Raw genomic sequence first — 25,982 nt, 5'->3', positions numbered from 1 at the left:
GGGCACCTAACGGATGCAGACCTTGCGGACCTGCTTGAGGTCGGTGAGGCCGGCCATCACCTTCTCGATGCCGTCCTGGCGCAGCGTGCGCATGCCCTCGTCGAGGGCGGTGGCGAGCAGCGTGGCGACCCGGGCGCGCTCCTGGATCAGGGCCTTCACCGGATCGGTGCCGATCATCAGCTCATGGAGGCCGAGGCGGCCCTTGTAACCCCCGTTGCAGTGGTCGCAGCCGACCGGCTGGTAAAGGGTGAAGCGCCCCTCCGCATCTCCGTAGCGCTGCCGCCAGCCGGCCAGGATCTGCTCCCGGGCCCGCTCGGGGTCTTCGCGGAAGGCCGGAGTCTGCATCAGGTCCTCGCAATACTCGTCGAGAAGGTGGCGGACCTCGGCTTCGTCCGGGTGATAGGCCTTCTTGCACTTGCTGCACAGGCGCTTGGCGAGGCGCTGGGCCAGCACGCCGAGCAGGGCATCGGCAAAGTTGAACGGGTCCATCCCCATGTCGAGCAGGCGGACGATGGACTCCGGCGCACTGTTGGTGTGCAGGGTGCTGAACACCAGATGGCCGGTGAGGGACGCCTCGAGGCCGATCGAGACGGTTTCCTTGTCGCGCATTTCGCCGACCATGATCACGTCGGGGTCGGCCCGCAGGAAGGAGCGCATCACGGTCGGGAAATCCAGACCGGCCTTGCGGTTCACCTGAACCTGGCGCAGGCCCTTCTGGGTGATTTCGACCGGATCTTCCGCCGTCCAGATCTTGGTGTCGGGGGTGTTGATCGAGCCGAGGATGGAGTGCAGCGTGGTCGTCTTGCCCGAGCCGGTCGGGCCGCACACGAAGAAGATGCCGTAGGGCTTGCCGACCGCCTCCTTGAGGCGCTTGAAGTTGAGTTCCGACAGGCCGAGCTGCTCGAGGGGCAGCGGCTCGCTGTTGGCGAGCAGACGCATCACCACGTCTTCCATCCCGCCCGTGGTGGGAACGGTGGCCACCCGCAGCTCGATGTCGAGGGGGCCGAAGCGGCGGAACTTGATCTTGCCATCCTGGGGCTTGCGCCGCTCGGAGATGTCCAGGTCACACATGATCTTGATGCGCGTGACGAGGGGGCTGCGGTAGCTGGCGGGCACCTCGATGTAGGGCACCAGCGAGCCGTCCTTGCGGAAGCGGATCTGGGTCTTCTCCTTGCCCGGGCGCGGCTCGATGTGGATGTCCGAAGCGCCCTGGCGGTGGGCGTCGATGATGATGCGATTGACCAGCTTGACCAGCTCGTTGTCGGCCGCCGCCGAGACGTCCTCGGGCGTGGTCGCGCCATCGCCCTCGTCTTCGGACAGGTCGAACAGGATGTCGCCCACCGTGCCGTCGTCCGTCGCCGCGCCGAAGAACTGGTCGACGGCTTGCATGAACTCGGTCTGGGTCGTCACGCAGTAGACAGGATGGGCTTTCGGAAAGACGTTCTGCACGACCCGGGAGGCGATCGCCTGCTCGGGATCGGTGACGAGGATCAGCAGCCCTTCGGGGTTCTCCTCGAGGGGCAGCCACTGGGCCTGCTGGACGTAGTCACGCTTGAGGTTCTTGAGCAGGTCGAGGGGCTTGATGCGCTCCCGCCGGAAGGGCTCGTAGGGCACGCCGAAGAAGCGCGACAGGGCGCTGCCGATGTCGGCCGGCTTGAGCTTGAAGTTTTCGATCAGGTACTGCTCGAGGGGAAGCCCCTGCTCGCGCGCGGCGCTGGTGGCCGTCTCCAGCTCGGCACCGGTGAGCTTGCCGTCGTTGATCAGGCCCTCGTAGCGGGACTTCGGCTGGACCAGCGAGTGGCGCCGCTGGGCGAAGGCGATCGCCAGGGTCTGCCCGAGGCCCTGCACGCCCTCCTCGGCGATCGGCGAGAACACCTCGCCGTTGCGGCTGTTGATGAGCTGGATGACGCCCAGCACCTCGCCGTCGTCGGGATTGGCGATCGGCGCAACGAGCATCTGGTGGCAACGGTAGCCGGTGCGGTCATCGACCTCGCGGCGGAACTCCATGCGCGAGGAGATGGACTTGAGCTCCCGCTCGTCGTAGGCGTCATGGATGTTGAGCAGCTTGCCGGTCAGGGCGACGTAGCCGGCGACGCTGTTCTCGGCGATCGGCAGGCGGATCGTGCGGATGCTGTGCAGGCCGGTCTTGACCCGCGACGAGATGGTGGTGCGGCTCTCATCGACCACGTAGATCGTCAGGCGGTCGGCGGCAAAGAGCGAACAGATGTCCGTCGACAGCTCGAAGATGATCTCGTCGATGTTCTCGGTCGCGTGGATGCGGTTGGTGACGGCCTGGAGCCCCTTGAAGAAGGCGAGCCGGCTGGCAACGTCTCCGACACCGGACCTGCTGGGTGGACTGCTCATGTTTGCGTCGAATCCCGATGGCCGGCCCGGCTGGCGACAGGCGCGGCATATGCGTTAGGAACACTTCAACGGCGGGCGCCGGCCGTCCTTTAACGGAGGGCTAGAAGGCGAGCTCGAGGCCGTTGTACAGGGCCTTGGGCACGAAGCGCCCGCGATAGTTGGCGATTTCGTCCAGCGTGGTCTGGGCACGGCTGGGCTTGAGGTGGGTGATCCAGACTTCCGGGTCGCCCTTGATGCGGTCGAGGAACAGGGCCAGCAGGCTCGGGCACAGGTGGCGCGAAGCCAGCGCGAGTTCGTGAAGGGCGTCGGGAAAGGCCGTTTCGACGATCAGGTGGCGCAGGTCGGGGATCGCGTTGATGGCGGCGATCAAGGGCTCCGAATAGGCCGTATCCCCCGAGAACACCAGGCTGCCGCCCTCGCCGCGCAGGTGGTAGGCCACCGCGGGCACGGTGTGCAACGCCGGCAGCGCGACCACCTGGCGGCCTTCGCCGATGTGGGTGGATTCGCCGGTGCGCATTTCCTGGAAACGCAGGAAGGGGTTGCCCCGATCGGGAATCGACGAGAAATCCGGCCACACCAGCCAGTTGAAGATGTGCGAGCGCAGGATGCGCAGGGTTTCCGCCGACCCATGCACGACGATCGGCATGGAGCGCGCCTCGCCGACCGTGTCGACGAGGAGCGGGATCATCGCGATGTGATCCAGGTGGGCATGGGTGACGAAGACGTGATCGATGCGCAGGAGCTCCTCGAACTCGAGGTCACCCACCCCCGTTCCGGCATCGATCAGGATATCGTCATCGACAAGCAGGGCCGTGGTGCGCTGACTGCGCCCCCCGATGCCACCGCTGCACCCAAGAACCCGCAGCTTCATTTTCTTCTCATGGAATTCCGTAAGCGTGGCAACCGGACTGCACGCCCAAGCACCAGAAAACAATCGAAAGCCAGCGCATCAGAATACGACTCGCCGACGGGGCCAGACACCACAAATTTCACGCTTCGCAGGCAATGCTGACGACGGACGCGAATCAGCTGCGGGTCTGGGAGAAGAACTCCATCTTCACTCCTGCGATCTCGATGATATCGTTGTCGTTCAGGCGATGGGCCTGGGCGTCGAGGGCGCGGCCGTTCACAACCGGGAAAACCGTGCCTTCCACGTGGGTGATGAAGTATCCGTGGGGGCGGCGGGTGATGACGGCCACCTGGGTGCCGGGCTTGCCCAGGGTCGTGAGCGACTTGGACAGCTCCAGCGTGCGCCCGGCGTGGGTGCCGCTGAGAATCTGGATCATGCCCACCGCACCGCTCTGCTGGGGCGGCGGAGCCACGTCCGGCGCCGGGGTGGCCTGACGCCCGCTGTTGGTTTCGATCGCCTGGGCAAAGGACACGTCCTGGTCCGCCGCGGCCGCCGCGCCGCTGTCGGCAATGTACTTGAGCCGGTACTTGCCCAGCTCGATCACGTCGTTGTTCTGCAGGACATGCTTCTTGACCGGCTGGCCGTTGACGTAGGTGCCGTTGGTGCTGTTCATGTCCTCGAGGAAGGCATCGTTCAGGATCGTCACGATGGCCGCATGGTCGCCGCTGATCGCCAGATTGTCGATCTGGATATCGTTGTGCGGCTTGCGCCCGATGGTCGTGCGCTCTTTCTCGAGGACCATCTCCTTAAGCACCAAACCATCCATGCTCAAAATCAACCTGGGCATCGCAATTCCTATCTGAAACCAGCCTTAACCAAGCTCGGCGCCAAGGCGCCCCCCGGTGGAGGACGACACAATGACAACCGAGATATTATCCACGCCGCCCCGATCATTGGCCAGATCAACCAGATGTTCGGCCGCCAGCCGGGGGTTGGCCCCCAGCGCACCGAGCACCTCGGCGATGTCGGCGTCGGGCAGCATCTCCGTCAGCCCGTCCGAGCACAGGAGGTAAACGTCTCCCTCGTGAATCGCCGAAACCGTCAGATCCGGAACCACCGTCGCCGCCACCCCCACCGCCCGGGTGAGCAGGCCCCGCAAGGCCGCCCCGGCGCGTGACGGGGAAACAATCATGCCCGCGTCGCTTTGCTCCCGCAATACGCTGTGATCACGGGTCATGCAAATCAGCTCGTCGTCGCGCCAGCGGTAGATCCGGGAGTCGCCCACATGACAGGTGATGAGCGTGCCGTCCTCGCGCAGGCAGACCGCCACCAGGGTGGTCCCCATGCTGCGCAGGCTGGGATCGCTGGAGGCCATCGCGAACACTGCGCGGTTGGCCTCCGCCACCGCCACCTCGATGTCGCGCTCGCGGACACCTCCTTCCGTCACGCACGCGCGGAGATGGGCGACCAGGGCATCGACCGCCAGACGTGCGGCAACCTGGCCACCCGCATGCCCGCCCATGCCGTCCGCCACGACGGCGACGCCGAGCGCCTCGTCGCAGAAGACGCAGTCTTCGTTGCGCGACCGGACCTGCCCGACATCAGTTTCCATCGCCATCCGCCAGCGACCCACTTGCCCCCTCCAGACCATGGGCCTGCCCGCGACACGACGCCGGGGCAAGCCGCCCAAACGCACATTATCGCCTGAGCGAGGGGGAAACAGGTTTCCGATCTGCAGGCGACGGGCCTGAAACGCGCACGCCGGCTACCCAGACCGCGCGAAACTGGCGGACCGGAGCCGGCCGACGCGCCGGGCGGACCTCAGCCCGTGCCTTCTCCGGGCGAGGCGCAGTCGAGGATCAGCAAGGACACATCGTCCGTGGCGGTCTGGCTGCCGAGGTGCCGGGTGAGGGCCGCGCACAGGCTGTTAACCCGCCCGGCCCGCGGGCTGTCCAACAAGGCCTGTTCCAGGCCGGTGGCCCCGAAGGGCTCTCCGCCGGCGTTCTCGGCCTCGGTGAAACCGTCGGAGCACAGCATGATCTGGCAGGGAGCATCCCAGGTGAAGGTCTCGTGCTCGATGAGGATCTCCGTCGATGGGAGTATCCCCAGGGGCAATCCGGATGAGATGAAGCGCTGGACGACCCGCCCCGCGTCATCGACGCGCAGCACGTCGGGCACGCCGCCGACCCAGATCTGCCCCTGACGCAGGCCGACCTCGAGACGCACCAGGGCCGTGGCGACGAAACGCCCGGCCGGCAGGAAGCCGAAGAGGATGGAGTTGAGCTCCGCCACCAGGGCCGACACCGGCAGGTGAGCCGCGGCGCCCCGATAGAAGGCACTCAGCACGGGCAGCACGCTGACCGCCGCCGCCAGGCCGTGGCCGGTGGCATCGGCGAGCATCGCGTACAGGGCGCCGTCCGGCGAGCGGGCCACCGCCACCACATCCCCGGAGAAGTTGCGGGCCGGCATGACCACGTATTCGACGGCGGGATCCCGCAGCCAGTCGCTGCGGACCTGGCGCGCCATGATCGCCATGGCGAGCTCCTGCTCCTGCACCGACTCGTCGTGGTAGCGCTGCAGCCGGGCCGCATCCTCGGCCAGCTGGCGCTGGATGCGCCGGGTTTCCGAGACGTCGCGCACCACGCCGATGAACATGTGCTGCGTCGGCAGCTGGATGTCGGAGACCCCCATCTCGAGGGGAAAGACGCTGCCATCCTTGCGCACGCCGCTCACCTCGACGATCTGGCCGATCACGTGCTTCTCGCCGCTCTCCAGGTAGCGGGCCATGTAACCTTCGTAAATGATGCGCTGCGGCTCCGGCATCAGCATGCCGACCGAGCGGCCCACGAGTTCGGACTCGGCGTAGCCGAAGATCTGGCAGGCCGAACGGTTCACCGACAGGATGGTGCCCGCCTGGTCGGTGGAGATGATCCCGTCGATCACCCCATTGGCCACCGCCTGAACCTGCTCCAGGGAGCCGGAAAGGCGCCGCTGCATGTCGAGCAGCCGGCGGAGCGCCTTGAAGCGCGCCGCGAACACCGGAAAGGACAGCGGCTTGGACAGATAATCGTCGGCACCGATGTCCAGCCCCTGAACGATGTCCCCCTCACCACTGAGGGCCGAGATGATGATGATCGGCACCCAGCGTCCGTCCGACGCCTCGCGGATCTGGCGGATCGCCTCGAAGCCGTCCATCCGCGGCATCATCAGGTCCATCAGCACGACGTCAGGCGCCTCCCGGCGGAAGACCTCGACCGCCTCCAGGCCATCCGCCGCATAGAGCGGCGTGCAATTGAGATGGGCCAGGAAGGCGCCCACCACCGTTCGGTTGGATGCGATGTCGTCGGCGACGAGCACCCGCAGCGTGTTTTCAAGCATCGATGTTCTCAGACTCGACGGGCGGGACGACCGCGGAAAGCCGGTGACCGGATTGCACTCCTGCCACCCGGCCACTCAATCGGCAGCCCGCTCACGGGGCACCGTCACCACAACCCGGTTACCCGGCGGGATGTAGGTGAGACTCGAAAAGGACAGCTGGCGGGACAAGGCGATACCCCGCCCGTTGGGGGCAAAGGCCCGCTCCGGGTCGAAATCGAGGAAGCGCCGCCAGTCGAACCCCTCGCCCTCGTCGGTGATCTCGAAAATCCAGCGGGTGGGCTCCCCGCGCACCCGCAGGCGGACCGCCCGGCCCTTGAACTCCGGCAGGGTCATCCTCCGGCGGATCTCGTCTTCCCAGCAATCGTTTTCACGCAGACGGCTCTTCTCGGCAAAGTCGATGCCCAGGTTGCCATGTTCGATACCGTTGACCAGCAGCTCGGACAGGCCCATCGCCAGGGTTTCCGGCTGCGGGCCGAGCAGACCGACAAAGGACGCCAGCCGGCGCGCATCCTCGAGGCTGCGCACCACGAACTCACCCTCTCCCAGGCAGGCCAGCGCCTTGGCGTGATCCACCAGATTGGCGGTGAGCTCGCGGCGCAGGCGCAGGTCGTCGAGGGCCGAGCGCATGATGGTCTGCAGCGCCTCGCCCTCGAAGGGCTTGGTGAGGTAGTAGAAGGCCCCCGCCGCCAGGCCCTCGCGGATCTGCTCCGGCGAGGTCGCCGCCGTCTGCATGATCACCGGGATCGACGCGAAGCGCTCGTCGGCCTTCATCCGCTTGAGCAGCATGATGCCGTCGAGGCCCGGCATCATGCGGTCCAGCAGCACCAGATCGAAGGCCGGCCCGGGATTGACCAGGGTCTCCCAGGCCGCCTCTCCGGAATCGACCATCACCAGGTCGAAGTCCATTTCATCCAGATATTCGGCAACGATGTCGAGATTGAAAGGCTCGTCATCCACGACGAGAATTCTTGCCTGACTCATTGAAGCTCTCCCTTGCCCCGGATCAGCCGGGGTCCGCGCCCCGGCAGCACACCCAGAGATGATGTCGCAGGAATCCCGAAATCGCCAGACGGCCGGGGGCGGGCTGCATGGCCGGCAGCCGGGCCGGGCGAGGAATGGATGCCTGCGCGATGCGCCTTCTGCCCGTAGGCAGACAAAGGGCCGCGCCCCCTGCCACCGGGCGGACGACGGCGCCCGCCGCCCGCTGCAGACGCGCAAAAGCCCGACCGTCTCGCCAGGAGACGTCGGGCTTCCGCAAAGATGTGTGGGCGCTGGTTCATTAGCCGAGTGAACGGCCCACCGCTACAAAGCTTGAGGGACGCCTCGCGCTTTATATGCGAAAAATATCAGGCACAGCCGGCGCCATCCTTGACCCCGCATTTACGCAGAATGTTTTCCAGCGGGCAGAAGCGCGTGAAGCCGCTCTGGAAGAGGTTGGCCCCCACGAAGGCCGTGAACCACAGGAAGTTGCGGCTCACGAACAGCGGGCTGCCCTCGACCCCCAGGGCCAGGGAGATCAGCACGAAGGCGCCTGCGAAGATGCGGACGAACTGGTTGACGGTGAGATTCATGATTGCGCTCCGTGGTTGTGGGCGGCGGCGCGCCGGTGGGTCGCCGCGTAGTAGAGGACCGGGATCACGACCAGGGTGAGCAGGGTGGACACCAGCACCCCGAAGATCAGGCTGATCGCCAGGCCGTTGAAGATCGGATCGTCGAGGATGAACACCGCGCCGATCATCGCCGCCAGGCCGGTCAGGCCGATCGGCTTGGCCCGCACCGCGGCGGCGTGGATGGTCGCCTCGGCGAGAGGCGTGCCGGCCGCCACCTGCTGGTCGATGAAATCCACCAGCAGGATCGAGTTGCGCACGATGATGCCGGCCAGCGCGATCATCCCGATCATGCTGGTGGCGGTGAACTGGCTGCCGAACAACGCATGGCCGGGCATCACGCCAATGATGGTCAGCGGAATCGGCGCCATGATGATCAGCGGCACCAGGTAGCTGCGGAACTGTGCCACCACCAGCACGTAGATCAGCACCAGCCCCACCGCGTAGGCGGCGCCCATGTCGCGGAAGGTCTCGTAGGTGATCTGCCACTCCCCGTCCCACTTGATCGCGTAGCCGGCGTAGGGGTCGTCGGGCTGGTGGATGAACCACTCGTCCAGCGTGCCGGCCAGGCGTTCGCCGACCAGCGGCAGGTCCTTGACCTTGCTGCGGATGTCGAACATGCCGTAGAGGGGCGAGTCGAGCCGGCCGCCCATGTCGCCGGTCACATACACCACCGGCAGCAGGTCCTTGTGGTAGATCACCTGCTCGCGCCGGGTCGGCACCACCTGCACCAGATCGGACACCGGCACCAGCGCACCGCCGGCCTCGCTGCCGCGCGCCCGCACCTTCATCTGCAGCAGGGTGTCGATGCTGCCCAGACGCTCGGCGGGCAGGGTCAGGCGCACCGGGACTTCATACTTGTTGTCGCCGCCATGCACCGGGGTGACGTTCTCGCCGCCGAGGCCGAGGCGCACCACCTCGACGATGTCGGCCTGGGCCACCCCGAGCTGGGCGGCCTTGGCCTGGTTGACCCGCAGCACCAGCTTGGGCGCCTCCTCGTCCACGGTGTCGTCCACGCCGACGATGTCGGACGTCGCCTCGAAGGCCGCGCGCAGTTTGCCGGCTACCGCCACCTGGCCGGCGTAGTCGGGGCCGTACACCTCGGCGACGATGGGCGAGAGCACCGGCGGGCCGGGCGGCACCTCCACCACCTTGGCGTTGCCGCCGTGCTTGCTGGCGATGGCCGCCACCGCATCCCGCACCCCCACCGCGATCTGGTGGCTCTTGCGGCTGCGCTCGTGCTTGCCGACCAGATTGACCTGGATGTCGCCCATCTCGGGCTGGGCGCGCAGGTAGTACTGGCGCACCAGGCCGTTGAAGTTGATCGGCGCGGCCGTGCCGGCGTAGGCCTGGAAGTCGGTCACCTCGGGCACCCGGGCCAGCTCGTCGCCGATCTCGCGGAGCACCTCGGCGGTGGTCTCGACGGGCGTGCCGACGGGCATGTCGAGCACCACCTGGAACTCGCTCTTGTTGTCGAAGGGCAGCATCTTCAGCACCACCAGCTGCACCGCCGCCAGCGACACCGACAGGCCAATCGCCAGCACCACCCCGAACCACAGCTTGGCCCGTGCCCGGCCGCCGGTGTGCGGGTCGAGCAGCGGCGTCATGACACGGCGGAACAGGCCCTCGAGCCGCGCGGTGAGCTTGTCCGGCCCATGCCCCACCGCACCGTGGACCTGCCCCTTCATGAGCTTGCCGGCCAGCCACGGCGTGACGACGAAGGCCACCGCCAGCGAGATGAACATGCCCATCGACGAGTTGATCGGGATCGGGCTCATGTAGGGCCCCATCAGCCCGGAAACAAACGCCATCGGCAAGAGCGCCGCGATCACCGTGAAGGTGGCCAGGATGGTCGGCCCGCCCACCTCGTCGACGGCCCGGGGGATCAGCTGCCACAGCGGCTTGTCGGGCTCGAGCAGGTGCCAGCGGTGGATGTTCTCGACCACCACGATGGCGTCGTCCACCAGGATGCCGATGGAGAAGATCAGCGCGAACAGGCTCACCCGGTTGAGGGTGAAGCCCCACGCCCACGACGCGAACAGCGTGGCCGCCAGCGTCAAGGTGACCGCCGCGCCGACGATCACCGCCTCGCGCCGGCCCAGCGCAAAGAACACCAGCAGCACCACCGCCGAGGTGGCAAAGACCAGCTTGCCGATGAGCTTGTCGGCCTTCTCGGTGGCGGTGGCGCCGTAGTTGCGGGTCACGGTGATCTCGACGCCCTCGGGCACGATGCTGCCCTTCAGCGCCTCGATGCGGCGGATCACCCCGTCGGCCACGTCGGCGGCGTTCTCGCCGGGTTTCTTGGAGATCGACAGGGTGACCGCCGGGAAGCGCTCGCCGCCGGCCTCCGCGGCCCCGGCCGCCGCCTTGCCCAGCCCGTGCCACACGTAGCGCGAGGGTTGGTCCGGCCCGTCCAGCACGTCGGCCACGTCGGCCAGATACACCGGTTTGCCGCCGGAGACGCCCACCACCAGCTTCCGCACGTCGTCGGCGCTGGCGATGTAGGTGCCGGTCTGCACCAGCACCTCGCGGTTGTCGCGGGTCAGCGTGCCGCTGGGCTGGGAGGCGTTGGCGAGGAGCAGCGCGCCTTTCAGGTCTTGCGGCGTGATGCCGAAGGCGTTCATCCGCCCCGGCTCCATCAGCACGCGCATCACGTGGCCGGGGCCGCCGATGGTGCTCACATCGCGGGTGCCCTTGACGCGCTTGAGCTCGATCTCCACCGCCCGGCCGACCTGCTGCAGGTCGAAGGCCGAGCGGGCCGGATCGCGGGTCCACAGGGTGAGCGCCACCACCGGCACGTCGTCGATGCCCTTCGGCTTGACGACGGGCGGCATCACCCCGAGCTGGGGCGACAGCCAGTCCTGGTTGCTGTGGATGGTGTCGTAGAGGCGCACGATGGCGTCCTGGTTCTTGACGCCCACCTTGAACTGCACGGTGATCACCGCCATGCCGGGGCGCGACACCGAATACACGTGGTCCATGCCGGCGATACGCGACAGCACCTGCTCGGCCGGCCGGGCCACCAGCGACTCGACGTCCTTGGCCGAGGCGCCGGGGAAGGCCACCATCACATCGGCCATCGTCACGTCGATCTGGGGTTCTTCTTCCTTGGGGGTGACGAGGGTGGCGAACACGCCGAGGAGCATCAGCACCAGGGCCAGGAGGGGCGTCAGCGCGTTCTGCTGGAACAGCGCCGCAATGCGTCCGGAGATTCCCATGGCGGCCTCAGGGCTTGCGGCGGACGAGCCCGGCGCGCACCGGATCGAGGGCCACGGTCTCGCCGCCCGAGAGGCCGGCCAGCACCTCGACGGAGGCGTCGTCGAGGGTGCTGCCCACCCGCAGCTGGCGCAGCACGAAACCACCCTGGCCGTCGGCCACGTAAACGCCGGTGACTTCGCCACGGCGCAGGATGGCGGCGGCCGGCACCGTCAGCCGGGGCGCCGAGCCCACCAGGAAATGCACCCGCGCCGCCATCCCCGGCACCACCCCCGCCGCATCGGCGGGCAGCGCCACGCGGACGCGGGCCGTATGGGTGCGCGGGTCGGCCGCCGGCAGCACGGTGACCGAAGCGGCATCCAGCCAACGCCCGCTCTCCGGAAACTCCACCCTGGCCCGCAGGGCGTCGCGGCCGGCGCCAAGGGCGGCTATCTGCTGCTGGGGCACGTCGGCCACCGCGCGCAAGGCGCCGGGCTCATAGACGATCATCAGCGGCCGCCCGGGCTGGGCCATCTCGCCGGGCTCGGTGAGGCGCTGGGCGACGACCCCGGTGAGGGGCGACGTGACGGTGGCGAAACCGCGGGACGCATCGGCCTGGGCCCGCCCGGCCTCGGCCGCCGCGTGCTGGGCCTTGGCCGCATCGAAGGCCGCCTGGGCCTGATCGAGGGCGGCAGCGCTGATGAAATTGCGCGCCCGCAGGCTGCGTGTGCGCTCGAGGGCCGCGCGGGCGTCGACCAGCCGCGCCTGGGCCGCCGACACGTTGGCCGCCGCGGCCGCCACGGCCTGGTCGGCTTCGCGGGTGTCGATGCGCAGCAGCACATCGCCCTGGCGCACCCGGGCGCCGGCATCAACGCGCGCCTCCAGCACCCGTCCCTGCACCTGGGCCGCCACGGTGGCCTGGCGGACGGCCTCGATGGTCGCCTCGCTGACATGGGTGCCGGCCCGCTGCTGGGGCTGGATCTTGACGGTGGGGACGGCGGCGGCTCCGCCCTCCGCGGCGACGGCCACGGCAGGCAGCAGGAGCAACCCGGCAATCAGAAGGCCCGAACGGGCGCGCAATGTATATCGGCTCATAATATAAGAATACACTTATATTATGAGCCGTCAAGGAAGCCGGGCCACCGCCCGCCGGGCGTCAGGAGGTCAGGCGGCGAGGTTCAGCTGGGCCTCGCGGCGCACCACGCCCTCGACACAACGGCCGCCATCGAGAAAGACCAGATCAGGGAAGGCCAGCATCCGGGCGATGGCGATGCCGCGCCCATGGGGCTCGACCGAGCGCAGCGGGTTGAGGTGCAGGTAGGGCTCCGGGTTGAAGCCTTCGCCCTGGTCACGGATCAGGAAACGGATCTCCCGCGGCCGGCACTCGACCCGCAGGAAGGCAAACCGCGACTGGTGCTGGGGCTGCTCGAGCAGGCGCTCGACTTCGTTGCGCCACGCGCCGCAGCTCATCAGCTCGCCCTTGCGGACAAAACCCAGGCCGAGGTTGCCGTGCTCGACGGCGTTGAGCATCAGCTCGGAGAGCGCGATCTGCACCATCTCGGACTCGGGGCACAGGCCCGCCACCAGCTGGGACAGGCCGGTGACGTCCTCGAGGGTGCGGAATGGGAAATACCCCCCCGACGGGGCCGACAGCTCGGCGGTGGGCATCGCCAGCGCGGCCTCCAGGGCGCGGGGGCCGAAGGGCTTGATCAGGAAGCCGGCCACCCCGCGCTGCAGGCCCAGTTCCACCGCCAGCAGGTCCTCGGCCTCGAGCAGGAGGGTCACCGGCACGCCGGCGGCGCGGAACAGGGGCAACAGTTCGAGACTGCCGCTATGGGAGCCGCCATCCAGCACGACCCGGTCGACCCGGGGCCGCGGGGTGCCGAGCCGGGCCAGCGCCTCCGCATGGGAGAGGCGCTCGGCGCTGAATCCGGCGGCCTCCAGCCAGCCCTGCAGCTCGCCGGCCAGGCGCGGGTCGCTGCCTACCAGCCAGACATGGCACGCCATCGAAATCTCGCCCTCCTGACGCCACACACCCTTCACCGACATTTCAAGCCCCTGCCGAATACGCCGCCATGGCCCGCACGACGCCCTCATCCTCACCGACGGCCGACACCAGCTCGATGCGACAGCCGGGATGCTTCTCGCGTGCCGCCTCGACGAGGACCGGCACATCCCGCTTCAGGTGCCCACCCTGGGCCAGAAACAGGGGAACGATGCGAATGGATTCCGCACCAGCACGGGCAGCCTCATCCACCGCATCTGCCAGATTCGGTTCCATGAATTCGAGAAAGGCAACGGTCACCCGGGTATCCGGACGCAGCCGTCGGACCTCCGCAGCGATGCGCTGGGCCGGCAGCGCCCAATTCGGGTCGCGAGCCCCGTGCGCGAACAGGACGATTGATTCCACTGACATTTTTGTCTCTCCAGCCGGACCCGCTGAGGGAAAATGACGCGTTTGACGGCGCCTTGCACCCTTGCAGGGCAAAGCCCCCCGGGGCCGAGCTCAATTAAGCTTTACAAGATGTTAAACCGCCAAAAGCGGCATTCATGGTGAAATTCGCACCCAAACCCCACTTCCTGCTGCCATGTGTGACATAGTCCCTCAGAAAAAGGCTTTCGTTCCAGCGATCACCGCAATCGCCCTCTGTGCCACTCTGCTCTCCGCCCCGGCCCATGCGGATCTCCGGCCCGAGCCCGTCCCCGGCGGCGTCGCTGCGATCATCGTCGCGCCGGCGGGCAGCCCCCGCCCCGAAGTGAGTTTCGACGGCCGCCCGGTGCTGGTGCAACCGCGCGCCGACGGCTGGCACGCCCTCGTCGGCCTGCCCCTCGACACGCCGCTCGGCGAGCACGCGATCCAGGTCGGCCCCGAGGGCAATCGCCGGGCGCTGGCCTTCAGCGTCGGCCCCAAAACCTACCCGGAGCAGCGCCTCACCATCAAGAACCCCAAGCTGGTCACCCCGCCGCCCGAGGAGCTCGTCCGCATCGCCGAGGAGCGCGAGCGCCAGCTCGCCATCCGCAGCCGCTTCCGCGACGTGCCGGTGAACCGGGTCGACCTCGACCTGCCCGCCGACGGACGCCTGTCGAGCCGCTTCGGCCTGCGTCGCATCTTCAACGGCGAACCGCGGGCGCCCCACACCGGGCTCGACGTGGCGGTGCCCACCGGCACGCCCATCCGCGCCCCGGCGGACGGCGTGGTGAGCATGGTGGATGATCTCTACTTCAACGGGAAGACTGTTTTTGTGGACCACGGCCAGGGCTTCGTCAGCATGGTCTGCCACCTGGAGCGGGCCCACGTCGCCGAAGGGCAGACGGTGCGCCGCGGCGAGCGCCTGGGCGACTCCGGCAGCAGCGGGCGGGCGACCGGCCCGCACCTGCACTGGAGCGTCTATCTCAACGGCGCCGCGGTGGACCCGGCCCTGTTCATCGCGCCGCGGCCAGCGCGTTGATCGCCCGGGCCGCGGCAAACAGGCCGACCGTGGCCGTCACCGTCACCACCGAGCCGAAGCCGGCGCAATTGAGGCCGGCGGGCCCGCCCACCGACACCTCGCAGGCCACGTCGGACGACGGGTAGCGCAGCGGCTCGGTGGAATACACCGCCTCCACGCCAAACTTCTTCTTCGGGTCGCGGGGGAAGCCGTGGGCCTTGCGCAGCTGCCCGCGCACCTTGGCAAGCAGCGGATCCTGAATGGTGCGCGACAGGTCGTCCACGCGGATCTGGGTCGGGTCGATCTGCCCGCCCGCCGCGCCGCAGGTCAGCACCGGCACCCCGGCCGCGCGACAGAAGGCGATCATCGCCACCTTCACGCGCACCGCGTCGATCGCGTCGATCACATAGTCGAAGCCCGCGCCCAGCAGCCCGGCGCAGTTGTCGACGGTCACGAAATCGTCCACCACGCTGACCTCGCAGCCCGGGTGGTAGCCGGCGATGCGCTCGCGCATGGCCTCCACCTTGGCCTGGCCGAGGGTCGCGTCGGCGGCGTGGATCTGCCGGTTGATGTTGGACTCCGCCACGTGGTCGAGGTCGATCAGGGTGAGCCGGCCGATGCCGCTCCTCGCCAGCCCCTCCGCCACCCACGAGCCCACGCCGCCTATCCCCACCACGCAGACCCGCGCCGCAGCCAGCCGGGCGCGGCCCGCCTCGCCGTACAGGCGCGAGATGCCGCCAAAGCGGCGGGGGTCGTCGGGGGCGGAGAGATCGGTGTCATCCATCGGGCAGGCACTCCTTATATGTAGCCCCGGATTATCTGCCAGGACACACCCCGCGCTCCATCGCGCCTCCCCACATTCCCGCCACCGCGCGATAATTATTCCATTCCGCCCAGCCAGCCCCAGCCCATGCCCCGCTACCAGCACATCCTGTTCGACCTCGACGGCACCCTCATCGACTCCGCCCCGGCCATCCTCGCCAGCTATCGCGAAGCCTTCTCCCGCTGCGACGTGACGCCCGCACGCACCATCGACGAGAGCATCGTCGGCCCGCCCCTCATCGAAACCCTGCAACTCCTCACCGCCAGCCACGACCCGGCCCTCATCGAGCGCCTCGCCGAAGCCTTCAAGGCCAGCTACGACAGCGAGGGCTACCAGCAGACCGCCGCCTACGCCGGCGTCGGCGAAATGCTCGCCCAGCTCCGCGATGCCGGCCTGCAGCTGTCGATCGCCACCAACAAGCGCATCCTGCCCACCCGCCTGATCCTCGACCACCTGGGCTGGCTTGGCCACTTCGAGCACCTCTACGCCCTCGACCTCTTCGAGCCGCGGCTGCCCCACAAGGCCGCGATGATCGCTCGCCTGCTGGCCGACAAAGAGATCCCCAGGGACGCCTCCATCTACATCGGCGACCGCAGCGAGGACGGCGAATCCGCCGACGCCAACAGCCTGCCGTTCATCGCCGCCACCTGGGGTTACGGCAGCATCGAGCCCGCCGCGATGGCCCATCACTGGCAGTACACCGCCACCCCTGCGGCGCTGGCCAGGCTGCTGCTGGCGGGCTGATTTTGGCCCTGCCACGCTCAGCCAGGCCTGCCTCGCAGCGCGGACTTCACGATGACAAAGTGCTCGAAAGCCGCATGAGCAGCGGCTTCCCTACCCCCAAACCATGAAGCCCCTCGTTCACCTCACCTGAAAGCCTGTCGGGCGCGGGCGGCGAGGGTCGCCGGCCGGACGATTCCCATTGCTAAAGCTTTGATTTTCCGCGCCGCTATCAAAAGCCAAGCGGTAATCCGGCCGGCACCTGGGTAGGCGACATTCTTACAAAATGTCAATGATTTTTCTAAAGTCGGTTTGGGCGGTTCCGTTAATGGTCTCAACGGCGGTTGCCTTGCACACACCGGGGCAAGGCGAACCAAAGTTAAGCTGAAATGCTTATCTTGAACGGAATTTAGGAGAACCATCATGGCAATGGGCATCAACACCAACGTCTCGTCGCTGAACGCGCAACGCAACCTTACCTCTTCGCAAACCGGCCTCGCGACTTCGCTGCAACGCCTCTCGTCCGGTCTGCGCATCAACAGCGCGAAGGATGATGCCGCCGGCCTGGCGATCAGCGACCGCATGACGGCCCAGGTCAATGGCCTCAACCAGGCTGCCCGCAATGCCAACGACGCGGTCTCCCTGATGCAGACGGCAGAAGGCGCTCTGAGTTCGGCTACCGACATCCTGCAGCGCATGCGCACCCTGGCCGTGCAGTCGGCCAATGCCACCAACTCGGCCAGCGACCGCAACTCGCTCAACGATGAGGTGGCCCAACTGACCCAGGAACTCGACCGCATCGCCACCACGACCAACTTCAACGGCCGCAACCTGTTCGACGGCAGCTTTGGCACTGCCCAGTTCCAGATCGGCGCCAACGCCAACCAGACCATCACCACCACCACCGCCAACCTGCGCACGGTCAATTACGGCAACAACCAGGTCAAGGCTGGAAGTTCGGATCTGGGCGCAGGCTTGATTACAGCAACGGATCAGGCTGTAAAAGGCGGCACGCTGACCATCAACGGTTCGGCCGGCTCCAAAGATGTCACGATTCTCGACAAGGCGACGGCCAAGACAATCGCCAGCCAGATCAACAACGTCACGGGCGAGACTAACGTGACCGCGTCAGCCCGCACGGACGTCGAGCTGAAGTTCAGCGCCAAAGGCTCCTACGCATTGGAGATCACCAGCGACAACAGCACCAAGGAGACGGTCACCTTCTCCCTGGCTTCGGCCAGCGGCGACGACCTGTCCGCGGCGATCAGCGCCTTCAACGACAAGGCCGGCAAGACCGGCGTCAGCGCAGCGCTCAACGCGGACAAGACCGGCATCATCCTCACCAACGCCACGGGCAACGACATCAGTCTTGCCGATACGACGACGGCTAACGCTGGCAACGTCACGGTCCAGGCGGTCGAGGTGGACGGCTCCACCCCAATAGGCTCTGCAGCAGTCCTGGCAGGGGTAGCAGATACCACTGCGGATAAAACGATCGTCGTCGGCCAGGTGACCTTCGACTCTTCCAAGACCTTCTCGGTCGCGCAGGACGCCACCCTGAACCTGTTTGGCGCAACCGGCACCGCCAAGACGGAAGGCTCGACTCTGAACACGGTCTCAGACCTCGACGTCTCCACCATGACGAAGTCCAACGAGGCGATCAAGACCATCGACTCCGCGCTCGCGATGATCGACAGCCAGCGCAGCGTCTATGGCGCCACGCAGAACCGCCTCGCCTCGACGATCGCCAACCTGCAGACCACTTCGGAAAACCTGTCGGCCGCTCGCAGCCGCATCCAGGACACCGACTTCGCAGCGGAAACGGCCAACATGACCCGCAACCAGATCCTGCAGCAAGCCGGCACCGCGATGCTGGCCCAGGCTAACCAGATGCCGCAGAGCGTGCTGAGCCTGCTAAAGTAATCCACCTCGGCCTGTGAAGGCATGAGAATGCGGCGCCGGCGCCCTTCAAGGCACGGCGCCGCCCGCACGAGAGGAGTGCATCATGGAAATCCGCAATGTTGCAAGCAGCATGCCACCGCCTCCGCAGGCGACGGCCGCAGCCTCGGCCACGGGCAACACTGCCCTCAACACGGCAGCAACCCCGCTCGGCGCCACTGGCGAAACGCCCGGGGTCACGAGCACGCCCACGGCAAAGCCCACCCTCGATCAGGTTCAGCAGGCCATCGATCAAGTCCAGCAGATTGTCCGGCCCCTGGCCCAGAGCCTGCAGTTCTCGATCGACAAGGACTCCCACAACACCGTCGTGAAGATCGTGGACACCGAGACTAACAAGGTCATCCGCCAGATTCCCTCCGAAGAAATGCTGCAGATGGCCAAGGCCCTCGACAAGTTCACCGGGCTGCTGATGAAACAGCAGGCCTGAAACATCCACCGACCGCGCCGGCCACGGCAGCGTGACTCCAGATCCCGCACGACTGCCGTCGCGCGAAGGCTGGCATGCTGTTTGCTTGGGAAAATGGAAATTCCGCTTGGCGGGCTCAAGTTCCCAGCTTGAATTCCGTAAGCGTTTCCATAACCGGTTGTTCATGGTGAAAAGAGGTTCCTCATGGCTAGCGTCTCTTCCTTAGGCTCCGGCTCCGGACTCGACCTGCAAGGGCTTCTGACGAAGCTCATGGCGGCCGAGCAGGCGCCGCTGACGCTCCTCAACACGCGCGAGGCCAAGTTTCAGGCAAGCATTTCGGCGCTGGGCTCGCTCAAAAGCGGACTCGCCTCCCTGCAGACCGCCGCCGCGGCCCTGAGCCCCGACCTCACCAAAACCGCAACGGCAAAGTTTTCTACTTACCAGGCAAGTATTGCCGACAGCTCCATTGCCTCCGTCTCCGCCAGCGGCTCGGCGGTGGCCGGCAGCTACAGCCTCGAAGTCACCGCGCTGGCCACCGCCCAGCGCCAGACCCTGGGCACCACCTATGGTGCCACCGACCCGGTCATCGACTTTGGTGGCAACGCCACCCGCACCCTGACGCTGACCCAGGGCAGCGGCGCTTCGGCAAGGTCGGTGGACATCACGCTGGAGAGCACCAAGAACAGCCTCGGCGACCTGCGGGATGCGATCAACAAGGCTGCCGCCGGCGTCTCCGCAGTCATCGTCACCGGTGCCGACAACAAGCAGAACCTTGTCTTGACGACCACCGACACCGGCACGGCCAATGCCATCACCCTGTCGGGCGACGCAAGCTTCGTCAATCCGGCAGGCGGCTCGGCCATCGCCGCTTCGAGCGCGTTCAACACCACCCAGGCGGCCACCGACGCCAGCGCAAAAATCAACGGCATTCCCGTCAGCGCATCCGGCAACACACTGACGACGGCGGTGGACGGGCTCACGATCAACCTGCAGAAGACCAACATCGGCAGCCCGACAACGATCACGCTCACCCGTGACTACAGTACGCTCAAGGGCGCCCTGAATACCTTGGTCAAGAACTACAACGATCTCAACAGCACCATGGCGTCGCTGGGCGGTTACGACGCCGCTGCCAAGAGCGCCGGGGCGCTCAACGGCGACTCGACACTGCGTGGCGCCCAGAGCCAGGTCCGTAGTGTGCTGCAAAAGGTGCCGGCTTCGCTGAGTGGGGCCCCTTACCAGTACCTCAGCGACATAGGCATCAGCGTCGACAAGACCGGGGTGATGTCGCTGGACAACGCCAAGCTGCAGAAGGCGATCGACACCAACTTCGGTGCGGTGGCCGAGCTGGCCGGCGCCTACGGCAGCAGCTTCAAGACCGTCACCGACAACCTGCTCTCGAGCAGCGGGTCGGTCAGCACAAAAATCGATGGCATCAATCGCTCGGTGGCCCTCATCGACAAGCAACGCGATGCACTCAACGTCCGCCTGACCGCCATCGAAAAACAGTATCGCGCCCAATTCACCGCGCTCGATTCGGCGATCTCCAGCATGCAAAGCACCAGCACCTACCTGACCCAGCAGCTGGCGGGCATCGCCAACATCACCAACTTCAACAGTAACAAGTAACCGACTGCCGGAGAGAAACATGTCTTTTGGCTTTGCCCCCCGTGCCGCCAATGCCTATGCCCAGGTGGGGCTGGAAACCGGCGTGTCGACCGCCGACCCGCACAAGCTGGTCCTGATGCTGTTCGAAGGCGCGCTGCTCAGCATCGCCAAGGCCTCGGCAGCCCTCGACAGCCAGGACATCCCCGGCAAGGGCATGGCGATCTCCAAGGCCATCGAGATCATCAACGACGGCCTCAAGGTCAGCCTCGACTACGAGGCCGGCGGGGATCTCGCCGAGAAGCTCGGCGCCCTCTACGACTACATGACCAGCCGCCTGCTGTACGCCAACCTGCACAGCAGCCGCCCGGCCCTCGACGAGGTCGCCGGCCTGCTCCGCGACATCAAGGGTGCCTGGGAATCCATCGGCACCACGGTCTGAACAACGCACAACGACATCACGCCCCACGGAGACACGTAATGAGTTCCCTCGCCCTCCTGGAACAGATGAGCAGCTACTCCACCGAGATGGTGGATGCCGCCCGCGCCAACGACTGGGATCGCCTCGTCCGCCTCGAGCGGCAGGTGGCCTCCCTGCGCGACCGCATGGGCGTCGAGGAGGCCCTGGGCTTTCAGGGCCGGGGCAGCAAGCGCATGTCCGAAGAAGAGCGCCAGAAGAAGGTCGCGCTGATCCGGCGCATCCTCGACGACGACAAGGAAGTGCGCGTGCACACCGAGCCCTGGATGGACAACGTCCGCCAGCTGCTGTCCGGCGGCGCCCGCGAACGCAACGTCCGCGCCGCCTACGGCAAGCAGTCCGGCGAAGACTGAGCCACCGGGCCGCCCGGCCGGCGGCGCCACGCCATGATCCCCGCCGATCTCGCCTCCCGCCTGCGGATGCTCACCGAGGCGAGCTTCTTCTCCGGTGAGCCCACCGTCGCCCCCCTGGCCCGGGTCAAGGCCATCTCCGAGCAGCTGCCGGCCTTCGTCCCCGGCCAGCGCATCGTCGCCACCCTCCAGACGGCCCAGCCGGGCAACACCTACCGGGCCCGCATCGCCGATCACGACTTCACCCTCGCCCTGCCCCAGGCCGCCAACGCCGGCGACACCCTGGAGCTCGTCGTCAGTCACGTCACCCCGCGCGCCGTCTTCGCGACCCTCGCCGAGCCCACCGCTGCCCCCGGCACCGGAAGCGCCACGGCCCCGGCCCTCAGCCAGGCCGGCCGGCTGATCAGCTTCCTGCTCACCGGCCAGCCCGCCGCCCAGAACGCCGCCCTCAACGGCGGCCAGCCGATGCTGGCCTCGGCACCGCAGGCCCCCGGCGACAGCGCGGTGCTTGCCAACCGCCTCGGCGCGGCCCTCGGGCAGAGCGGCCTGTTCTACGAATCCCACCAGGCCCGCTGGCTCGCCGGCAAGCTCGACACCGCAGCCCTCCTGCAGGAACCCCAGAACCGGAGCGCCCCCACCCTGCCGGCCCAGCCCGCCGAAGGCTCCGCCGCCACCGCCGCCCGCGGCCTCACGGAGGGCCTGGCGCCCATCCCCGAGCGGTTGCTGCCCGTCGTGCACCAGCAGCTCGACGCGGTGGCCACCCAGAACTTCGTCTGGCAGGGGCAGGTCTGGCCCGGCCAGACGATGGAATGGGAGATCGAAGACCCGGCCGCCGACGGCCGCCGCAGCCCCGACGAACCCGACGCCAACTGGAACAGCACGCTGCGCCTGACCCTGCCCCGCCTGGGCGGCATCGAGGCCCGCCTGCACCTCACCCCGGCGGGCGTGGCGATGCGCCTGATCGCCGACAGCGACGAAACCCGGGCCACGCTGGCGGCCGCCGAGGCCCGCCTGGCCGACGCCCTGGCCGCCGCCGACGTGCCCCTCACCGGCCTCGTCGCCGAACTGCGCGGCACCCCATGAACCGCCCCGAATCCCCCGGCGAAGCGCCCCGCGCCGAAGCCGTCGCCCTCGCCTACACCGCCGGCCAGGCGGCGCCGACGGTGGTCGCCAAGGGGCGTGGCCTGATCGCCGCCGAGATCATCTCGCGGGCCAAGGAGGCCGGTATCTATGTGCATGAATCACCCGAGCTCGTCGCGCTGCTGATGCAGGTGGACCTGGACGCACGCATTCCCCCCGAACTGTACGTGGCCGTGGCCGAGCTGCTGGCCTGGCTGTACAGCCTCGAAGCGGGTGGCGGCAAGCCGGAAGGCCCGCCACCGCGGGCCTGAGCACACCCAACCCCGCGCGGCCGCCAGAAAAGCCGAAGGCCCCGGAAACCGGGGCCTTCGAAACGACTCAACGCGACAGGGCTGCGCTCAGTTCTGCGGAACGTAGCCGCTGATCTGGTCGACACCGCCGCCGAAGAAGTAGCGCTCCATCTGCTCGGCAAGATACTTGCGCGCCCGGGCGTCCATCAGGTTCAGCCGGTTCTCGTTGATCAGCATCGTCTGGTGACGAACCCACTGCTGCCAGGCTTCCTTCGAAACGTTGTCGAAGACGCGCTTGCCGAGCTCGCCGGGAATCGGCGGCAGGTCGAGGCCTTCCGCCTCACGGCCGAGCTTCACACAATTGACCATCCGTACCATGTATCACCTCTTGAGTTGGGAACCCCGGCGCGGGCATGCCGCCACCGGGGACGTAGCGGGATTCTAGCCCGCCGGGGCGTCTGCGGCCAGTTGCCCGGCAGCGCTTTCGGCCGGCGCGAAGGCCCAGCTGTTGCCGCCCAGGCCCTTCGCCACATACATCGCGCGATCCGCCGCCGCCACCAGCGTCTCGGGGTCGTCGCCCTGCTGCGGGCTGAAGGCGATGCCGATGCTCGCCGTCACCCCCACCTCCCCGTCGTCGAAGGCAAAGCGCTGGCCGGCGATGCAGGCCGCCACGCGCCGCGCCAGCTCGGCGAGCTGCAGCGCCGTGGCAAAGGGCACGAGGATCGCGAATTCGTCGCCCCCCAGGCGGAAGAACATCTCGTTGCGGCGCACCACCGCCCCCACCTCGGCCGCCAGGCACACCAGCACCTCGTCCCCGGCCTGGTGGCCGAAACGGTCGTTGATCGGCTTGAAGCCGTCGAGGTCGATCGCCAGCAGCCCGACCCCCTCGCCGCGGCGCTGGCCGTCGGCGAGCATGCGCACGAGCTCCTCGTGGAAACGGCGGCGGTTGTAGAGATTGGTGAGCGGATCGCGCTCGGCCATCTGCTGGAGCTGCTTCGCCGCCTCGCGCTGGGCGGTGATGTCCTCGAAAACCCAGATCCGGCCGATCGACCGCAGCCCCTCCGGCGCCGGCACCAGGCAGGACGAGCTGGTCAGGATGCGGCCATCCTTGAAACGGACCTCCATGGCCTCGCTCGGCCGGCGGCTGTCCACCACGTCCTGCAGGTGCCTGAAGAACACGTCGGGCTCGGCGAGCAGGTCGACCACCATCCGCTGCAGCACCACGTCCCGGACGCCGACCAGGGTCTTGCTGACGGGCACCCCCCAGATCTCGTGGAAGGCCCGGTTGCAATAAACCACCCGGTGATCCGGATCCATGAACAGGATGCCCGCCTTCACCACGTCGAGCAGGGCCGAGAGGCGCTGGCGCTCCTCGTTGCTGCGCCGCAGGTAATGCTCGGAAAGGGCCTGCGCCCGGCGCAGCGCGGCCACGGTCTCGAGCTGGGCGTACTCGGCCTCCTTGCGCGCCTGGATGTCCTCCATCGCCACCCGCAGGCCGACCAGGCGGCCATCCTCCTCGCGCACCGGTTGCCAGTGGCAGGCCATCCAGCGCACCCCACCGCCGTGGTGCTGGATGCGCAGCTCGAAGTCGTCCGGCGCGCCCCGCTCCACGAGTGCCCGCAGGCGCTGGCGGCAGAAGGCGCGGTCCCGCTCGCAGACCAGCAGCTCGACGAAATCCGCCGCCTCCAGCGTGGCCGCCTCGTGGCCGGTGACGCGCTCCACCGCCGGGTTGGCCCAGATGAGCCTGCCGTCGAGACCGATCAGCCCCTCGATGCCGTGCCCGGCCGCCGCCGCGAGGCGGAACTGGCGATCATGCAGGCCCGCCGGCGCCACGCCGCCGGCGGGCCGGGCCTCAAGCCGCGCCAGACGCTGCCGGAGCTGCAGGATGTAGCCGGCCCCGGCCAGCAGGCCCAGGGTGGCCAGCCCGGCGCCAACCGTCACCAGGGGCGACATGAACACCTCCGGCAGCCCGCCGGCCCAGGCGGCCGGCGCCGCCATGGCGAGGCACACGCCCCCCTGGCGGCTCAGGCGCAGGAAGCGCGGGGACGGGGGCAGACGCCGGGCGGGTGACGGGTGCATGCCAGCCCCTCAGAGGCTCTTCATGAAGACCTTTGAACGCCGGCTCACGTCGTACATCTCGCGCTTCTGCCGGGGCAGTTCGTCGGGGGGCGCCTGGCGGAAGCCCCGCTCGCGGAACCAGTCGGAGGTGCGCGTGGTGAGCACGAACAGGCGCTCGACGCCGATCGCCCGGGCTCGCCCCTCGATGCGCTTGAGCAGCATCTCGCCGAGGCCCGCCCGACGGTGCTCCGGCACCACCGCGACGCAGGCCATCTCGGCGGCGCGCTCGTCGATGAAGGGGTAGAGGGCCGCGCAGCCCACCAGCACGCCGTCGTATTCGACCACCGTGAAGCGCTCGATCTCCTCCTCGAGGCGCTCGCGGCTGCGCCGCACCAGGGTGCCGTCGGCCTCCATCGGCGCGATGACGCTGGCCAGCGCGCCGACGTCCTCGATGGTGGCCTCGCGCAGGCGGAACAGGGGGTCGCGGGTCAGCACGGTGCCGACGCCCAGCGGCGTGAAGAACTCCAGCAGCAGGCCGCCGTCCTTGTCGCGGTCGATCAGGTGGGCGCGGCCCACGCCCTTGCGCACCGCGCGGATCGCGCAGGGCAGGTACAGGTCGAGATCCTCGGTGAGGCCCTGGCCGGCCTTCAGCATGGCCTCGGCGTCGTCGGCGGTGATCGCCTCGATCAGGGCGCCGTCGCCATCGAGCAGGCCGGGGGCGTCGCACAGGTAGATCAGCTTCTCGGCCTTCAGCGCGACCGCCACCGCCTCGGCCACCGCCTCCATGCTCATGTTGAAGATCTCGCCGGCGGGCGACACCCCGAGGGAGGACATCAGCACCACGTTCTGCTGGTCGAGGTCGGCGACGATCTCGTCGGCGATCACCCGGCGCACGGCGCCGGTGAAGCCGTAGTCGATGCCATCCACCACCCCCACCGGCTTGGCGGTTAGGAAGTTGCCGCCGGTGACGCGCATGAAGCTACCGGCCATCGGCGTGTTGGGCAGGCCCTGGGAGAGCAGCGCCTCGACCTCGATGCGGGTCACCGCCACCGCCGCCTTGACGCACTCGAGGGCCGCCGCGTCGGTGACGCGCAGCCCGTTGTGGTAGCGCGGGGTGAGGCCACGGCGGGCCAGCTCGGCCTCGATCTGCGGCCGCGCCCCGTGCACCAGCACCAGGCGCACGCCCAGCGCGGCGAGCAGATTGCAGTCGTAGGCCAGCTTCTGGGCGAGCTGGCCGGCCGCCACCTCGCCGCCAAAGCCCAGCACGAAGGTCTTGCCGCGGAAGGCGTGGATGAAGGGCGCCGCCGCCCGCACCCAGGCAACGAAACGCTCGGAAAGGTTTTCAGCCGCGGGCAGCGCGGCGTTCGGATCGGACGAAGTCACTTGGCACA

General features: G+C 68.0%; 24 protein-coding genes. 9 read left to right on the top strand and 15 right to left on the bottom strand.

What is annotated here, in order from left to right:
• Window positions 1-6 precede the first annotated feature (6 nt).
• The 11 genes from ACE3OU_RS11305 to ACE3OU_RS11255 form a co-directional block, all read right to left on the bottom strand.
• Entirely contained in the window at window positions 7-2,364 is a 2,358-nt protein-coding gene (locus ACE3OU_RS11305) for a GspE/PulE family protein (RefSeq protein ID WP_374241666.1), read from the bottom strand.
• A gap of 100 nt (window positions 2,365-2,464) precedes the next feature.
• The gene (locus tag ACE3OU_RS11300; protein ID WP_374241665.1) at window positions 2,465-3,235 is read right to left on the bottom strand and encodes a 3',5'-cyclic-nucleotide phosphodiesterase; all 771 of its coding nucleotides are present in this window, start codon (window positions 3,233-3,235) and stop codon (window positions 2,465-2,467) included.
• A gap of 154 nt (window positions 3,236-3,389) precedes the next feature.
• Entirely contained in the window at window positions 3,390-4,061 is a 672-nt protein-coding gene (locus ACE3OU_RS11295; RefSeq protein ID WP_374241664.1) for an FHA domain-containing protein, read from the bottom strand.
• A 24-nt stretch (window positions 4,062-4,085) separates the two neighbouring features.
• The gene (locus tag ACE3OU_RS11290) at window positions 4,086-4,832 is read right to left on the bottom strand and encodes a PP2C family serine/threonine-protein phosphatase (RefSeq protein ID WP_374241663.1); all 747 of its coding nucleotides are present in this window, start codon (window positions 4,830-4,832) and stop codon (window positions 4,086-4,088) included.
• Window positions 4,833-5,035: 203 nt separating this feature from the next.
• Window positions 5,036-6,592 (bottom strand): SpoIIE family protein phosphatase, encoded by a 1,557-nt coding sequence (locus ACE3OU_RS11285; protein WP_374241662.1) that lies wholly within the window; start codon window positions 6,590-6,592, stop codon window positions 5,036-5,038.
• 75 nt (window positions 6,593-6,667) lie between these two features.
• Window positions 6,668-7,573, bottom strand: coding sequence for a response regulator (locus tag ACE3OU_RS11280; RefSeq protein WP_374241661.1), 906 nt, complete (start codon window positions 7,571-7,573; stop codon window positions 6,668-6,670).
• A gap of 365 nt (window positions 7,574-7,938) precedes the next feature.
• The gene (locus ACE3OU_RS11275) at window positions 7,939-8,163 is read right to left on the bottom strand and encodes a DUF2892 domain-containing protein (protein WP_374241660.1); all 225 of its coding nucleotides are present in this window, start codon (window positions 8,161-8,163) and stop codon (window positions 7,939-7,941) included.
• Complete coding sequence (locus ACE3OU_RS11270) at window positions 8,160-11,417, bottom strand: efflux RND transporter permease subunit (protein WP_374241659.1); 3,258 nt, start codon at window positions 11,415-11,417, stop codon at window positions 8,160-8,162. Before ACE3OU_RS11270 ends, ACE3OU_RS11275 begins: the two co-directional genes overlap by 4 nt.
• Before the next feature lie 7 nt (window positions 11,418-11,424).
• The gene (locus ACE3OU_RS11265; RefSeq protein ID WP_374241658.1) at window positions 11,425-12,441 is read right to left on the bottom strand and encodes an efflux RND transporter periplasmic adaptor subunit; all 1,017 of its coding nucleotides are present in this window, start codon (window positions 12,439-12,441) and stop codon (window positions 11,425-11,427) included.
• Between the two features lie 117 nt (window positions 12,442-12,558).
• Entirely contained in the window at window positions 12,559-13,443 is an 885-nt protein-coding gene (locus ACE3OU_RS11260) for an ATP-binding protein (RefSeq protein WP_374241657.1), read from the bottom strand.
• Window position 13,444: 1 nt separating this feature from the next.
• Window positions 13,445-13,810: a sirohydrochlorin chelatase gene (locus ACE3OU_RS11255; protein ID WP_374241656.1), complete on the bottom strand. Its 366-nt coding sequence runs from the start codon at window positions 13,808-13,810 to the stop codon at window positions 13,445-13,447.
• 172 nt (window positions 13,811-13,982) lie between these two features.
• Between ACE3OU_RS11255 and ACE3OU_RS11250 the strand changes: the two genes are divergently transcribed.
• Window positions 13,983-14,843 carry a peptidoglycan DD-metalloendopeptidase family protein gene (locus tag ACE3OU_RS11250; protein WP_374241655.1) on the top strand — a complete coding sequence of 287 codons (861 nt, stop codon included), beginning with the start codon at window positions 13,983-13,985 and terminating at the stop codon, window positions 14,841-14,843.
• Here the strand turns inward: ACE3OU_RS11250 and ACE3OU_RS11245 are convergent.
• A complete protein-coding gene (locus ACE3OU_RS11245; RefSeq protein WP_374241654.1) occupies window positions 14,818-15,606 on the bottom strand; it encodes a ThiF family adenylyltransferase in 789 nt (262 codons plus the stop codon). The two genes, ACE3OU_RS11250 and ACE3OU_RS11245, sit on opposite strands and share 26 nt — an antisense overlap.
• A gap of 126 nt (window positions 15,607-15,732) precedes the next feature.
• Between ACE3OU_RS11245 and ACE3OU_RS11240 the strand changes: the two genes are divergently transcribed.
• The 8 genes from ACE3OU_RS11240 (at window position 15,733) to ACE3OU_RS11205 (ending at window position 22,554) form a co-directional block, all read left to right on the top strand.
• Window positions 15,733-16,389, top strand: a complete 657-nt coding sequence (locus tag ACE3OU_RS11240) for an HAD family hydrolase (RefSeq protein WP_374241653.1) — start codon at window positions 15,733-15,735, stop codon at window positions 16,387-16,389.
• Between the two features lie 399 nt (window positions 16,390-16,788).
• Window positions 16,789-18,288, top strand: coding sequence for a flagellin (locus ACE3OU_RS11235; protein WP_374241652.1), 1,500 nt, complete (start codon window positions 16,789-16,791; stop codon window positions 18,286-18,288).
• Between the two features lie 82 nt (window positions 18,289-18,370).
• Entirely contained in the window at window positions 18,371-18,751 is a 381-nt protein-coding gene (locus ACE3OU_RS11230) for a flagellar protein FlaG (RefSeq protein WP_374241651.1), read from the top strand.
• A 183-nt stretch (window positions 18,752-18,934) separates the two neighbouring features.
• Window positions 18,935-20,359 (top strand): flagellar filament capping protein FliD, encoded by a 1,425-nt coding sequence (gene fliD / locus ACE3OU_RS11225; RefSeq protein ID WP_374241650.1) that lies wholly within the window; start codon window positions 18,935-18,937, stop codon window positions 20,357-20,359.
• Between the two features lie 19 nt (window positions 20,360-20,378).
• On the top strand, window positions 20,379-20,777 hold the full coding sequence (fliS, locus tag ACE3OU_RS11220) for a flagellar export chaperone FliS (protein WP_374241649.1): 399 nt from the start codon (window positions 20,379-20,381) through the stop codon (window positions 20,775-20,777).
• Between the two features lie 38 nt (window positions 20,778-20,815).
• Window positions 20,816-21,166 (top strand): flagellar protein FliT, encoded by a 351-nt coding sequence (locus ACE3OU_RS11215; protein WP_374241648.1) that lies wholly within the window; start codon window positions 20,816-20,818, stop codon window positions 21,164-21,166.
• Window positions 21,167-21,199: 33 nt separating this feature from the next.
• Entirely contained in the window at window positions 21,200-22,246 is a 1,047-nt protein-coding gene (locus tag ACE3OU_RS11210; RefSeq protein WP_374241647.1) for a flagellar hook-length control protein FliK, read from the top strand.
• The gene (locus ACE3OU_RS11205; RefSeq protein ID WP_374241646.1) at window positions 22,243-22,554 is read left to right on the top strand and encodes an EscU/YscU/HrcU family type III secretion system export apparatus switch protein; all 312 of its coding nucleotides are present in this window, start codon (window positions 22,243-22,245) and stop codon (window positions 22,552-22,554) included. Before ACE3OU_RS11210 ends, ACE3OU_RS11205 begins: the two co-directional genes overlap by 4 nt.
• A gap of 87 nt (window positions 22,555-22,641) precedes the next feature.
• On the opposite strand, the gene ACE3OU_RS11200 is transcribed toward ACE3OU_RS11205, so the two are convergent.
• The 3 genes from ACE3OU_RS11200 to argA all read right to left on the bottom strand — a co-directional run bounded on the left by ACE3OU_RS11200 (window position 22,642) and on the right by argA (window position 25,974).
• Entirely contained in the window at window positions 22,642-22,911 is a 270-nt protein-coding gene (locus tag ACE3OU_RS11200; RefSeq protein WP_374241645.1) for an oxidative damage protection protein, read from the bottom strand.
• Window positions 22,912-22,974: 63 nt separating this feature from the next.
• Window positions 22,975-24,612 carry a diguanylate cyclase gene (locus tag ACE3OU_RS11195; RefSeq protein WP_374241644.1) on the bottom strand — a complete coding sequence of 546 codons (1,638 nt, stop codon included), beginning with the start codon at window positions 24,610-24,612 and terminating at the stop codon, window positions 22,975-22,977.
• Window positions 24,613-24,621: 9 nt separating this feature from the next.
• Window positions 24,622-25,974 (bottom strand): amino-acid N-acetyltransferase, encoded by a 1,353-nt coding sequence (argA, locus tag ACE3OU_RS11190; protein ID WP_374241643.1) that lies wholly within the window; start codon window positions 25,972-25,974, stop codon window positions 24,622-24,624.
• Window positions 25,975-25,982 lie beyond the last annotated feature (8 nt).

Source organism: Zoogloea sp. (assembly GCF_041908905.1).
Classification (GTDB): domain Bacteria; phylum Pseudomonadota; class Gammaproteobacteria; order Burkholderiales; family Rhodocyclaceae; genus Zoogloea.
This window is presented reverse-complemented; position numbering and strand designations above follow the sequence as displayed.

Excerpts from the sequence above, each read along its gene's own strand:
- ACE3OU_RS11285 (WP_374241662.1), bottom strand. The coding sequence starts at position 6,592 with ATGCTTGAAAACACGCTGCGGGTGCTCGTCGCCGACGACATCGCATCC.
- ACE3OU_RS11305 (WP_374241666.1), bottom strand. The coding sequence starts at position 2,364 with ATGAGCAGTCCACCCAGCAGGTCCGGTGTCGGAGACGTTGCCAGCCGG.
- ACE3OU_RS11270 (WP_374241659.1), bottom strand. The coding sequence starts at position 11,417 with ATGGGAATCTCCGGACGCATTGCGGCGCTGTTCCAGCAGAACGCGCTG.
- ACE3OU_RS11275 (WP_374241660.1), bottom strand. The coding sequence starts at position 8,163 with ATGAATCTCACCGTCAACCAGTTCGTCCGCATCTTCGCAGGCGCCTTC.
- ACE3OU_RS11245 (WP_374241654.1), bottom strand. The coding sequence starts at position 15,606 with ATGGATGACACCGATCTCTCCGCCCCCGACGACCCCCGCCGCTTTGGC.
- ACE3OU_RS11240 (WP_374241653.1), top strand. The coding sequence starts at position 15,733 with ATGCCCCGCTACCAGCACATCCTGTTCGACCTCGACGGCACCCTCATC.
- ACE3OU_RS11230 (WP_374241651.1), top strand. The coding sequence starts at position 18,371 with ATGGAAATCCGCAATGTTGCAAGCAGCATGCCACCGCCTCCGCAGGCG.
- ACE3OU_RS11210 (WP_374241647.1), top strand. The coding sequence starts at position 21,200 with ATGATCCCCGCCGATCTCGCCTCCCGCCTGCGGATGCTCACCGAGGCG.
- ACE3OU_RS11300 (WP_374241665.1), bottom strand. The coding sequence starts at position 3,235 with ATGAAGCTGCGGGTTCTTGGGTGCAGCGGTGGCATCGGGGGGCGCAGT.
- ACE3OU_RS11260 (WP_374241657.1), bottom strand. The coding sequence starts at position 13,443 with ATGTCGGTGAAGGGTGTGTGGCGTCAGGAGGGCGAGATTTCGATGGCG.
- fliS (WP_374241649.1), top strand. The coding sequence starts at position 20,379 with ATGTCTTTTGGCTTTGCCCCCCGTGCCGCCAATGCCTATGCCCAGGTG.
- ACE3OU_RS11215 (WP_374241648.1), top strand. The coding sequence starts at position 20,816 with ATGAGTTCCCTCGCCCTCCTGGAACAGATGAGCAGCTACTCCACCGAG.
- ACE3OU_RS11280 (WP_374241661.1), bottom strand. The coding sequence starts at position 7,573 with ATGAGTCAGGCAAGAATTCTCGTCGTGGATGACGAGCCTTTCAATCTC.
- ACE3OU_RS11200 (WP_374241645.1), bottom strand. The coding sequence starts at position 22,911 with ATGGTACGGATGGTCAATTGTGTGAAGCTCGGCCGTGAGGCGGAAGGC.
- ACE3OU_RS11195 (WP_374241644.1), bottom strand. The coding sequence starts at position 24,612 with ATGCACCCGTCACCCGCCCGGCGTCTGCCCCCGTCCCCGCGCTTCCTG.
- ACE3OU_RS11235 (WP_374241652.1), top strand. The coding sequence starts at position 16,789 with ATGGCAATGGGCATCAACACCAACGTCTCGTCGCTGAACGCGCAACGC.
- ACE3OU_RS11250 (WP_374241655.1), top strand. The coding sequence starts at position 13,983 with ATGTGTGACATAGTCCCTCAGAAAAAGGCTTTCGTTCCAGCGATCACC.
- fliD (WP_374241650.1), top strand. The coding sequence starts at position 18,935 with ATGGCTAGCGTCTCTTCCTTAGGCTCCGGCTCCGGACTCGACCTGCAA.
- ACE3OU_RS11205 (WP_374241646.1), top strand. The coding sequence starts at position 22,243 with ATGAACCGCCCCGAATCCCCCGGCGAAGCGCCCCGCGCCGAAGCCGTC.
- ACE3OU_RS11295 (WP_374241664.1), bottom strand. The coding sequence starts at position 4,061 with ATGCCCAGGTTGATTTTGAGCATGGATGGTTTGGTGCTTAAGGAGATG.
- ACE3OU_RS11255 (WP_374241656.1), bottom strand. The coding sequence starts at position 13,810 with ATGTCAGTGGAATCAATCGTCCTGTTCGCGCACGGGGCTCGCGACCCG.
- ACE3OU_RS11290 (WP_374241663.1), bottom strand. The coding sequence starts at position 4,832 with ATGGCGATGGAAACTGATGTCGGGCAGGTCCGGTCGCGCAACGAAGAC.